9 protein-coding genes are annotated in these 11676 nt (G+C 59.4%); all 9 read right to left on the bottom strand.

All coding sequences use genetic code 11. The features are described from left to right. On the bottom strand, positions 1-130 hold a 130-nt coding region (locus JNL55_RS12915; RefSeq protein WP_293853492.1), incomplete at its 3' end, for a sugar phosphate nucleotidyltransferase. 144 nt (positions 131-274) lie between these two features. Next, positions 275-2239 carry a polysaccharide biosynthesis protein gene (locus JNL55_RS12910; protein WP_293853489.1) on the bottom strand — a complete coding sequence of 655 codons (1965 nt, stop codon included), beginning with the start codon at positions 2237-2239 and terminating at the stop codon, positions 275-277. A gap of 164 nt (positions 2240-2403) precedes the next feature. Then, positions 2404-3456 carry an MraY family glycosyltransferase gene (locus JNL55_RS12905; protein WP_293853487.1) on the bottom strand — a complete coding sequence of 351 codons (1053 nt, stop codon included), beginning with the start codon at positions 3454-3456 and terminating at the stop codon, positions 2404-2406. Positions 3457-3726: 270 nt separating this feature from the next. Next, positions 3727-5091, bottom strand: a complete 1365-nt coding sequence (locus tag JNL55_RS12900; protein WP_293853485.1) for a hypothetical protein — start codon at positions 5089-5091, stop codon at positions 3727-3729. Positions 5092-5157: 66 nt separating this feature from the next. Further along, on the bottom strand, positions 5158-6348 hold the full coding sequence (locus JNL55_RS12895) for a glycosyltransferase family 4 protein (RefSeq protein ID WP_293853483.1): 1191 nt from the start codon (positions 6346-6348) through the stop codon (positions 5158-5160). Beyond that, positions 6345-8312: an asparagine synthase (glutamine-hydrolyzing) gene (gene asnB, locus JNL55_RS12890; protein WP_293853481.1), complete on the bottom strand. Its 1968-nt coding sequence runs from the start codon at positions 8310-8312 to the stop codon at positions 6345-6347. The genes JNL55_RS12895 and asnB overlap by 4 nt, the downstream gene beginning before the upstream one ends. Positions 8313-8360: 48 nt before the next feature. Beyond that, positions 8361-9194: a class I SAM-dependent methyltransferase gene (locus JNL55_RS12885; RefSeq protein ID WP_293853478.1), complete on the bottom strand. Its 834-nt coding sequence runs from the start codon at positions 9192-9194 to the stop codon at positions 8361-8363. Between the two features lie 5 nt (positions 9195-9199). Then, positions 9200-10288, bottom strand: a complete 1089-nt coding sequence (locus JNL55_RS12880; protein ID WP_293853476.1) for a glycosyltransferase family 4 protein — start codon at positions 10286-10288, stop codon at positions 9200-9202. After that, positions 10285-11562, bottom strand: a complete 1278-nt coding sequence (locus JNL55_RS12875) for a hypothetical protein (protein ID WP_293853474.1) — start codon at positions 11560-11562, stop codon at positions 10285-10287. The genes JNL55_RS12880 and JNL55_RS12875 overlap by 4 nt, the downstream gene beginning before the upstream one ends. Positions 11563-11676: the final 114 nt, after the last annotated feature.

Below are 11676 nucleotides of genomic sequence, written 5' to 3'. Positions count from 1 at the left end.
GCATCAATACGCTCAGCGGGTAATAGATCATGGGCTTGTCGTAGACCGGCAGCAGCTGTTTGCTGGTGACCAATGTCAACGGATACAGGCGAGTACCGGCACCACCGGCAAGAATGATTCCTTTGCGCATTGGAAGTAATTTATTGCGTAATGCGTGGTCCGGGACGCTGCCGCTTCAGCTCGTGGACGCCAAGCATTTGATGACGACGAATTGTCCCAGAAGTATTGATGGAATGCACTGCCTCAGATTGCAGACGATGCCCGGCAGCAGCGCTCAATGCCCAGTGGGCCCCTGCGGTGGCGCGCTGGCGCGCTGGCGCCGGCTCTGTAGCGCAGTAACATTGTTGGACTCCGCCTGAGCCAAGGCCAGCTTTCGGCTCCACATCAAATCGTGAATGTCGCCGGTAGGCTTGTATTCAGCCACGATTTGCATCAGCAGCTGGCGGACCTTCTCGCAATCGAATCGACTCAACGCCTGCGACATGTCGTCGAGCACCTGTTGCACCTGATGCCAGGGTAGCGAGTGTTCCATGGCTCGCATGATCATCGAATGCTGGGTGCCGGTAACGTTGGTACCGATGAGCAATTCTTCGAACAATTTTTCGGCGGGACGCAACCCGGTGTACACGATCTCGATGTCGCCCTCGGGATTCTCCTCGTTGCACACGGTGAGGCCCATTAGATTGATCATGCGCTTGGCCAGATCGGCAATACGCACTGGTTTGCCCATGTCGAGCACGAACACGTCGCCTCCCTTACCCATGGAGCCTGCCTGCAACACCAACTGCGCGGCCTCGGGAATGGTCATGAAATACCGCATCACCTCCGGATGCGTCACCGTCACCGGCCCACCCCGGGAGATCTGCTCGCGGAACAACGGCGCAACCGAACCTGAAGAGCCGAGCACGTTGCCGAAGCGCACCATGCAAAAGCGTGTGTGTGAGGCACGCGTCTGCAAGCCTTGCAGCACCAACTCCGCGAAACGCTTGGTCGCGCCCATGACACTGGTCGGATTCACCGCCTTGTCCGTCGAAATCAGCACGAAGGTTTCGACGCGCGCCTCCAGCGCCGCAGCGGCTGCATGCCAGGTACCGAAGACGTTGTTGTAAACACCTTCGATCATATTCTGCTGCACGATGGGCACATGCTTGTACGCAGCCGAGTGATAGATGGTCTGCACCGAATACAGCTGCAACAGTTCCTTGAATCGTTGGCCGTGATGCACATTGCCGAGCAAGGCGACGAAATCGACGCTGAGATTCTCCAATGCCAGCATGGCGCGCAGCTCGCGCTCGATGTTGTACAAAGCCAGCTCGGAGAGTTCGAACAGCAACAACTGCGACGGCTGCAAACGCACGATCTGTCGACACAGCTCTGCGCCGATCGAACCGCCCGCCCCCGTGACCATCACCACCTTGCCGCGAATACACGCGTCCAGCAGTTGGTGGTCGGGTGGCACCGGATCACGTCCCAACAGATCGCCGGGATGCACGTCACGCACGTCGTCGATGGGTGCTGTGCCAGCGACGATGTCGTTGTGGTCTGGAACCGTCTGCACCATGAGGCACAGCGGCTCGATAGCTTTGATGATTTGCTGACGTCGACCGCGCGTCAGCGAGGGTAAGGCCAGCAGCACCGCTCCCACCGCTTCATGCCTGACGAGCTTCGGCAGGGCGGCGCGTGCGAACACCTCCAAACCATGGACGATGCCTCCTTGCAACGCCACGTTGTCATCGATGAAGCCCACCGGCTGGTAACGCCCACTTTGAGACAAAGCGGCGGCCAACAACTGCCCTGCTTCACCGGCGCCGTAGATCACAACCCGGGGTGCGCCGTCATGGGTGCGCAGATTGAGCAAGCTGCGCATCACGTATCGAGTGCCCCCCACGTAGAGCAACGCGAACGCCCAATATATCGGCAGCACCGAGACCGGCACCGTGGGCTGCGGTCGGATTAAAGTAACGATCGCGAGCAACACCACCGACGCAGTAACGCCGGTCAGCACCGTCAGCACGGCCTTGTGTCCCAGATAACGAAGCGCTGCGCGATACAGGCCCATGCGCAGAAAAATCGGCACGCTGGTCAGCAGCGATGCCAGATACAGCCATTCGATGCCGCTAAACGGCGGATGAACGGTCCCCAAGCGCAGGCTCAGTGCGATCCACAACATCAGCGGGATGCCCAGCACATCCGCCGTGAGCATGATCAAGCGCTTTTTGGGGCGAGACAACGATCGCAAGCGAGCCCCCTACTTCCTAACATCAGGCGCGGTATCGCCGACCGCCGGCTCGACGCTAGCAATTTCGGACCAGAATCCTGCAATCGTTGATCGGAGTACGCCTGTCGCGGCCAGGATGGGGTGCGCCGGCGGTGCTGTCAAACCAGATTGGCGGTCTGGCAGCGTCAGCGGCGCCGCTGCTTCCAGGTCCAATAAGCAGACCCTACCAGCCGCTCTTGGTTGCTGGCCGCCGCTTGTTTACGTCCGGCAAACAAGCCGATGCCGAAGATGATGTGATAAATGACCCCGGCAGCCAACCAGCCGAAAAACAGCGCGCCATCGGGCACGTGCCAATGATAGCCACCCAAGCCGATGCCAGCAGTTAACGCCGAGCCAAACAGTACGGTCTGCGCTACCTTGCGCGAACTCAGTCCCTGCCTGCGCAACACATGGTGCAAATGATGTGAGTCGCCATGAAACGGCGACAGACCATTGGAGACTCGGCGCACCATGCTGCTGAACAGGTCGAAAATCGGTAGTGCAAAGATCCACAGCACCACCACCGGGCTGAACACTCCCGTCTGCCGTTGCGACAGATCGATCGCCACCCACGCCAGCAAAAAGCCGAGCATGGTGCTACCGGCATCGCCCATGAAAGCACGCACCGACTTGGTTCGCTTGGAGGGCCAATTGAAAATCAGGAATCCGACCAGACAGCCGATCATGCTGATGATCAGCGGGATGGGCGCCATGTAATTGCCCAACACGCACGCCGCGCCCATGAACACCAAGCCCATGAGCGCCTGAATGCCGGCGACACCGTCGCTACCGTCGAACATGTTGAAGGCATTGATGGCCGTCACCACGATGGTGATGGTGAACAGGTCGGCGAACCAACCCAACTCGACCACATCGCCGAAGAACACAGCGCCGATGTTACCCACCACCAGATTGGCGCCCCCCACCATGAGCAGCACGGCGCAGGTCTGGCCAATGAAGCGCACCGGTGCCGGCAGATCGAAACGATCGTCCAGCACACCTACGAATACCAGGACTGCCAGTCCCGCAACCAAGTAAGGGTAGTCGGCGAAAGTCTGGTACGTGTACAAACTACCGACCAGAAAGCCAGCGAACATCGCGACACCACCGATGACCGGAATCTCGCCGATGTGCATCTTGCGCCCACCCGGACGATCGATCAGGCCAACGCTTCGAGCGAATGGGCGCAGCGCGAACATGAAAAGGATGGTTACCAGCAGTGGCAACGCAAGTCCTAAAATTTTCCCTGGCATGATCGTTCAAATTGTCCTTGTTGGCCCGAGGCTGCATTCATCTGCAGCGAAGATATCGCGCGGCATCTTCTGATCCCCCCAGCCGGAGGGAAGCCATTGTAACTGAGCCGATATAAATGAAAATATCGAAGTCAGCCCGACGACACTGATTTCTCAAGCTTTGTCGCCAGATGGAAACAGTCGACCTCAACCGCAGTAGCCACTATCGCCACAAGTTCATGCGGTCAAAGCTGCTGAAGCACCAGCGTCCAAATTCTTGCTGGCAGCTGCAGCACCAGGTGCAATGCCCATGGCATCCAACACTCGGTTGGGCATGTCTGCGAGCGCGAACGCAGCGGCCTCCGAGCCTTTTTGAAAATACTGCCCGGAGTCCAGGAAATAACCCACGCCGTCGTGCTCACCGTTTTTCAGCGCGACGAATGCCACATCTTCGCTGCCGAGCCAGTGCAGCTGGTCATCGATAGCGAACTGCAGCCGGCCGGCGATCTCACCTGGATAGGTCAACATCACGAATAGATCGGTACCGCGATTGTCGACTTCGAACAAAGCAACGCCTTCGCCGGTTTTTGCCGCCGCCAGCCGTCGCCCTGCTTCCGCGGCTTGAGCCGAAGAACTACATACGATCAGGAAGTCTCTCGACATGCGTGGCTCGACGCGCTGGAACTCGATGCCGACTCTCGCCAGGAACTCAGAGTGTCTGCGCAATCGCCAGTAATACGTAACTTGGCCGTGAGGTTCCTGATGCAGACCGGTGGCGATCATCAATCGCGCATTCGGGAAGGCGCGCTGCACGGCGCCGAGGATGCGATCGTAAGCTTGGTAGACCTCACGAACCGGATCCCGGCCGGGACGCAGATACCAAGCCGGGTTGGAACTCTTACCGCGATAACTGGCGGCAGAGAACAAATAGTGGTGCTGAATATGAGCGCCGGCATTCAAAAATAACGTCGCGAAGTGCGGGGACGTGCGCCGCACCTCCGCAAGAAACACATCGGCCAGCAGCACATCCAGCAGGATGGCCTTGCGCCACGGGGCAGAAACAGCGGTCGCCGCGAGCTGCGCATACCATGGGTAGTTGGCAACGCGCGCGTAGGCAAGCATGCCGAGTATGAGTTGCCGAGCGGAACGTATCGTCAGGCGTGCCTCGGCATTGTCATTTACCGCTTGTACGATCGCATCGTAGAGACCGCGCAGACGTGCGTTTGCAGTCAGCTCGGTGCGCGTCCAAGGGTCAGGAACAAAAAACGCGGGAGCACGCAGCCGGTGCTTGGCGTTCATGGGGCTGATGGCACCCACTCGCAGTCCATGCGCCTCCAAACGTTCCCAGATTTGCGGCAGATCGTGCTTGGTGATATCGCCGAGTCGAAATACACCGTGCTCCGCCAGACTCTTGCCGGTATGAGCGGTCACCCATTGAATCCAGGGTTCCAATTCCTCATAGCGCTGTTCGGAACGAGTCTTGGTCCAGCCGTGGTTAGCGATGAGCCGATTTAGATTCGGTAGCACTCCCTGCTGGCAGTAATACTCGATGTCTTCGAAATTGATCTCATTGAATTCGAGAAATAGCAGCTGTTGGGGCATATCCTCACGTCCGGCCCGGACCCGCTGAAAGCGCAAGTCTGCGGGATCGCTGCAAAAAAGTCGACGTTAGCGCACTTTCCGCCGTTGCTCCGCATACGCCTGGATGCAGATCGAATCCACCACACGCTGATCGTAAGTCGCCTCGACCATCTGGCGGGCCGCCTGCCCCATTGCCGAAATCTCGCCGGGATGCTCGCACAGATGCTGCATGGCGCGCGCTAGCGCCACCGAGTCTCGCACCGGCACCAGATAACCGGTCGTGCCAGGAATCACCAGTTCTCGGCAGCCCGGGGCATCCGTAGCTACCAGAGCACGTCCCATCGCTGCTCCTTCCAGTAGCGTTCGCGGCAATCCCTCTCGATACGAGGGCAATACCATGACGTCTGCCGCAGCTATATGCGGCCGCACGTCCAAGACTTCATCGACCCACTGAACGGCAGCTGAACCCCGCAGTTTGGCGAGTTCTTGTGTGCTCAGCGCACTTGGGTTGCGCGAATCGACCCCACCTAACAACGTGAAAACAGCGCCTGGATGCCGCTGCTTGACGATAGCCGCAGCCTCGACGAATTCCCGTACGCCCTTCTCTCGCAGCAGCCTCGCAATCATCAGAAAATGCGGCGAAGCTCTAGCTTCACTCGGCAGTGGCGCCGGCGCGAAGCGCTGTAAATCTACGCCGGACCCTGGGATCAAGCGCGCCACGGCCGGCGCAACCAACCGCAGCCGTAGAAACAGATCTCGATCGTCCGGGTTCTGAAAGAACACGATCTGGGCGCGAGCCAACGCGAAACGATACAAACGAGTAACTACGCCGCGCACTAGCGGCCCCGCCGTGGTGAAGGCGTGGCCCAAGCCTGTGATGGTCACGATGCGGACCGGAACCTTGGCCAACCACGCAGCGACAGTGCCGTAAATCGCCGGCTTGATAGTGAATGAATGCACGACATGCGGCTGGCTGCGTCGAAACATTCGCACCATCGTCCACAACAGCGTGAGATCTGCTAGCGGATCGAGGCCGCGCCAGCTCACTGGAATGTGTTCGAAGCGAATCCCCGCGGCCTGCAAGCGCTGTTCGAAGCCTTCACCGGCCGAACCATAAGCGACCACCTGTGCCCCGGCTCGCTGCGCTTCGCCGATCAGCGAGCGCCGAAAATTGAACAGCGTCCGTGCACACCGGGAAACCACTGCGATGGACGCACCTGACAGGGTCGCACTGGTCTGCTCCCCCTGCACGCTCCGGTCCTGGACTTCAGCACTCAAGCCGCAGCCTTTGCGGTACGTGCGCTATCCAACCAAGACTGAAACATCAAGATGTCCCAGAGCTGATAGTGCCACTGGCGCGTTCCCGACAGGTGTTCGCGCCACAATCGTTGGATCGGCTCAGCGGCAAAGTAGCCGTCGGCTCGTAACCGCGCCGGTGACAACATCGACTCCGCCCAGTCGCGCAAGGTCGTTCGTAACCAAGAATCCAGCGGCAAGCCGAAGCCGGTCTTGGGACGATCCACCAGCTCGCGCGGCACGTGACGGTACAACACGCTCTTCAGCACTCGCTTACCGTCATGTCCCTGCAGCTTCATCGACAGCGGCAACGACCAAGCCCACTCCAGCACGCGGTGATCGAGTAGCGGCGCGCGCGTTTCCAAACTAACCGCCATGCTGGCGCGATCCACTTTGACCAGAATGTCATCGGGCAAGTAGGTCGTGGTATCGAGCAACATCATGCGGTTGATGAAATCCTCATCGTTGCCGATCCGGAATGTTTCATTGAGGATGGTCGCCGGCTCGGTCGCACCGGGCACCAGCTGTTCTGGCGAGGAGTAATGAGACACCAGCTGGCGATACAACGCCTGCGGATCTCGTATCGCCAATACGGCGGCCAGTTTGTGCAGCCGATCCCCCGGCGTCGCAATTTTCAGGCTCGGCGGCAGCAGCGGATAAACGACCCGCAATAGTTTGTCCCACTGCGCGGCGCTCAACCCCTGCATACCCCGCGCCGTCACCTGCAGCAGCCAGTTCGGAACTCGCGAGGTGCGACCCCAGATCTGGCGCCACCACACATAGCGGTTGTATCCACAAAAGCCTTCATCGCCACCATCGCCGGACAAGGCAACGGTGACGTGTCGCCTGGCCATGGCGGATACCAGATAAGTCGGAATCTGCGAGGAGTCGGCAAACGGCTCGTCGTAAATAAACGGCAGCTGCGGAATCACTGCCAACGCATCTTCGGGACTGACGTATAGCTCGGTGTGATCCGTACCGAGATGAGCCGCGACGGCCTTGGCATGCGCCGCCTCGTTGTAGCCGGTTTCATTGAAGCCGATCGTAAACGTGCGCACGCGAGCTGAACTCTGCGCCTGCATCAAGGCCACGATCAGACTGGAATCGATGCCGCCGGATAGAAACGCGCCCAGCGGCACGTCTGAAATCATTCTCAGGCGAGTGGCATCGCTCAACAACTGCTCGGTGCCCTCGACGGCCTCCGTGAACGAGCCTTGGAACGGATTGTCGATGGCATGCGCCTGTCGTTCCGCCGCCGACCAATAAGCCGTCAGAGCTAGTTGTTCCGGCTTACCTTGGCGCAACCCGACGCGCAGCGAATGCGCTGGAGGTAGCTTATGAACGCCTTCGTAGATGGACCACGGCGAGGGCACGCAGTTGTGGCGCAAGTACAGCGTCAGAGCGCTGCGGCTGATTACCGGGTTCCAACCAGGAAATTGCAGTAAAGCCCGCAGCTCCGAGCCAAACACCAACCCGCCGCCGACGAAGCCATAATAGAGCGGCTTCTTGCCCAGTCGATCGCGACTGAGCGTGAGCTCCTGCTGCTGCACGTCCCAGATAGCGAACGCAAACATACCGACGAACTGCTGCAGGCTCGCCTCGATGCCCCATTGCTCGAACGCCGCGAGTGCGACCTCAGTATCGCTATGACCATTGAACGAGTGCCCGAGCCCTTCCAGCACCGCCCGCAAAGCACCGAAGTTATATATCTCGCCGTTATAGACGGTGACGTAACGACCGCTACGCGAACGCATGGGCTGACTGCCCAACGCCGACAAGTCCAGAATGGCCAGCCGCCGATGGCCGAGGGCCACGCCACTCGCTGCGTCGAGCCACTCACCCGAGCCGTCCGGCCCTCGATGCGACAGCGAGTCCGTCATCCGCCGCAGGGTCGCGCGATTGGACTCCTGAGCACCTTGTTTTACGAAGCCGGCGATTCCGCACATCGTTAGTTGAGCTACTGTTGGGACCGAATGCTAGCGTCAGAGTTACGATCAGGCCTTGATGCCGACCGCGCACCAATAGGGCTCATCGGCACTGAATTCAATTTCAACCAAGCCTGCCTCAGTCATCATCTGACTGATCTGCGCTCTGGTAAACCGTTGCTCCAAGCGCGTGCCGAAGCGATCCAAAGCATCCGTGCGCATGGTATAGAAACTCATCGCGCGATAATGCGAGAGCGGCAGGCTACCCACTCCCAGACCCAGCTTCTCCGCCAACCGCGCGAATCGGGCGAGCGGCCAGTAAACAAACACTGCAATGACGTCGCATACTCGGCGCTTCAAGAAGGTGGGCAACCGCGAAATGACCAGTCGGCCGAGGTCAGACGCCTTCCACAGCAGCCGGAACCACCACGGGCGGTTATCGAAACCGTAATAAAGATACAGCAGAAACGGGGCGCCCTTTTTCAGCGGGCGAACGCAGCTACGAATGCCTGCCGCTGTATCCGGAACGTGATGCAGGACGCCTAGCGAATAGCCAAAGTCCATGCTCCCCTCGGCGAGCGGCACGGCATCGACGCTAGCGCAATGAAACATCACATTGGGGCGACTCTGCAGATTTCGACGCGCCACCGCGAGCGCTCGCTCAGACGGATCGATACAGGTGAGTTCATGCACGCGAGCAGCGACGAACTTGGCCCAACGGCCGCTGCCGCACCCCAAATCGAAGCCTCGCGCCTGGGCCGGCAACGACTGCCAGGGGAAGACCGCAAAATAACGTTCGAACTGGCGTTCCAGCTCGGCCTCAGAAACCTCGCTCTGGTCGAACTTCTCCCATTCCAGCCCAAAGTCTTCGACGACGGCCGTGTCGATGTTTCGATCACTCACACTGGTCACCCACAGATTTCGCGCCACACGGTAGCGTGCCGTTCGGCGCATGCGCTGAGAGAATACTGTTCCTGCACCTTGCGGCGGGCCGCCAGCCCCATCTGCTCCGCTTTGATCGGATCGTCGAGCAACGCCACGATGGCTCCGGCCATCCCGTCTACGTCGTCGACTTGCTCTACGTAGCCATCCACGTCGCGGCGGATCAGTTCCTGCACGCCGCCCACCGCGTAAGCAATCGTTGGCAAGGCTGCAGCTTGAGCTTCGAGGATAGCAGTCGGTGCTCCCTCGGTCACTCGCGAGGGCAGCACGAGCATGCGAGCCGCCGCCAGGAAAGGTGCGATGTCCGCCTGAAATCCTTCGAAGCGAATGTTCGTCGCCAGCCCCTGCTGCAGCACCGCTTGCTGAATCGCGCCATTGAGATCGTCACGACCGACGAACAGGAACTTCACGTCCGGATGCTTACGAATCACCGCGGCGATCACTTCGAGAAACGGCAGGTGTCCCTTCAACGGATGCAGGTTGGCGATGACCGCCACCACCTTGGCACGCTCGCGAACTGGCTGCGAAGGCATCGGTGGCACTTCGATGCCGTTAGGGATGACACGCACGGACGCGCGCTTGACGCCAGCGATGCGGGCAAGCGAATCAGCGCCGGCAATCGAGTTCGCGATAAAAGCAGCAGTCAGTCCGCGCAACAATCGTTCGGAGCGCCCATAGCGACTCGCCAACTCCGAGCCCGGTGGAAAACTGGTGCGTATGGCGTGAACCACTTTTAGACCGGGCAGCGTCGGTTTGAGTAAGCGAACGACGATGCTGGCGCGAAGCCCGACCGCATATACGAGGTCCGGAGACCAATCTCGCAACCGGCGACGCAGCCCCCAAACATTGCCGAGCACACGACTGTTCACGGCCAAGGAAACTACCAGGGGCTCGATACCTTGAGTCCTCACCCAGCGCGTCCACTCACCCTCGCCGTCCACCGTGCCAAGTCGGTATGTGATGTCGTTCGCTGCGTTCGCCAAGCACATCCGAGTCAGACTACGCTCGGCACCGCCCAAGCCCGCGGCGGAAAAAAGCACCAGCACCTTGATCATCGGGCGACCAGGCCGGCGTGTCGCGTGTTCGCCAAGTATCGCCGGAGCAGTCCCAGCGCATAGTCCAGCAGCCGCTCGAGCACGTCGACGATGACCGCCAGCAACAGCAGTACCAGCATCAAAGTGATGAACGAGGCCGCGGATCGGAAAAAGGTGGGCGAAAACGCGAACAGTCCCAGATAGACGAACCGGGACTTGAAACCGATAGGACGCGGGAACCGCGAAAACAACGCAAACAGCAGGAAAGCAAACAACACGCCGAACAACGAAAAATTCGCAAACTGTTCCAACAGGAAGCCGGACGGAAAGGTTGCCATCAGACCCTCGGTATCCGACAAGTCCGGAAACATCGAGGCTACCAGCGCATTGGAGCCGAACAGGAACGGCTTGCCCTCCCACATGAAGCGCGGAATGTAGGTAATGAAGATGTCTTCGAAAATGGTCTGGCCCCACAGCAGCGGCTGACCTTGCTGGTTCTGTACATAGGCCGCGAATAGATCGAAGCCATCGTAGGTCTGCATGAACCGGCGCAACGCAAACAAAAACAGAAACTCGTTATCGTCCGCCCAGCTCAGCATGCCAATCACGGATGCGGCTATGCCCAGGAGTCCGAGCACGATGCACGCCCGCACTGCCGAGAATCCGATCGCCGCGACACATGCCAACAAGACGGCACCAAGCAGATACGCTCGCGAGCCGACTACGAGCAACACTGAGAGAAAGGCGCCCACCGCCGCTGCGCGCAACAGCCAGCTGGCATTCGACCTCAGCGTGAAATAAACCAGGGGCAGTCCCCACAACATCAGCACCGTGATCCAACCGTAGCCGACTTGCGCTTCCAACGATTTACGACGCAGCTCGTTCTTCACCAGCGAGAAGTCGAGGTAATACTCCACGTAGATGTCGCGGTAGGCGACGATCAATACCACCGAGATCAGCAACAGCCAGAAGGTCGGATGCAAGGCCCGGCTGCGCTCAGTGAAATCCCGCTGTTCCCTGGGCAAGAACAGCAACACCGCAGCCATGCAGGCCAGCATGTTGACGAAATAGTAAATGTTCACGAACCCATAGTTGAAAACATCGACCTCATGAGTGAACGTCATGAAGCCATCCGGATCCAACAGCAACAATGCGCACTTGAATGGATAGGCCACCCAGAGGCTCACCAACAGCAGTGACAGCAGATGCAAATGATTGGGCGAGCGCCGCTGCACCAGTGCAACGGCGGCTCCGGTCAGCAACGTGTTGACGACTATCAATGCCCACAGCAGCATCAGATACTTCTCGGCGTCGGTAGCTCTGGCGACTGACAGCGCTGCGCTTCAAGGTCACTGCCCTGATCCGCAGCAAAAATCCAGGAACACAGCGACTGCCATACGTGCTCGAAT

This window comes from Steroidobacter sp., from assembly GCF_016790065.1.
Lineage (GTDB): Bacteria > Pseudomonadota > Gammaproteobacteria > Steroidobacterales > Steroidobacteraceae > Steroidobacter.
This window is presented reverse-complemented; position numbering and strand designations above follow the sequence as displayed.

Excerpts from the sequence above, each read along its gene's own strand:
- JNL55_RS12900 (WP_293853485.1), bottom strand. The coding sequence starts at position 5,091 with ATGCCCCAACAGCTGCTATTTCTCGAATTCAATGAGATCAATTTCGAA.
- JNL55_RS12905 (WP_293853487.1), bottom strand. The coding sequence starts at position 3,456 with ATGTTCGCGCTGCGCCCATTCGCTCGAAGCGTTGGCCTGATCGATCGT.
- JNL55_RS12875 (WP_293853474.1), bottom strand. The coding sequence starts at position 11,562 with ATGCTGCTGTGGGCATTGATAGTCGTCAACACGTTGCTGACCGGAGCC.
- JNL55_RS12880 (WP_293853476.1), bottom strand. The coding sequence starts at position 10,288 with ATGATCAAGGTGCTGGTGCTTTTTTCCGCCGCGGGCTTGGGCGGTGCC.
- asnB (WP_293853481.1), bottom strand. The coding sequence starts at position 8,312 with ATGTGCGGAATCGCCGGCTTCGTAAAACAAGGTGCTCAGGAGTCCAAT.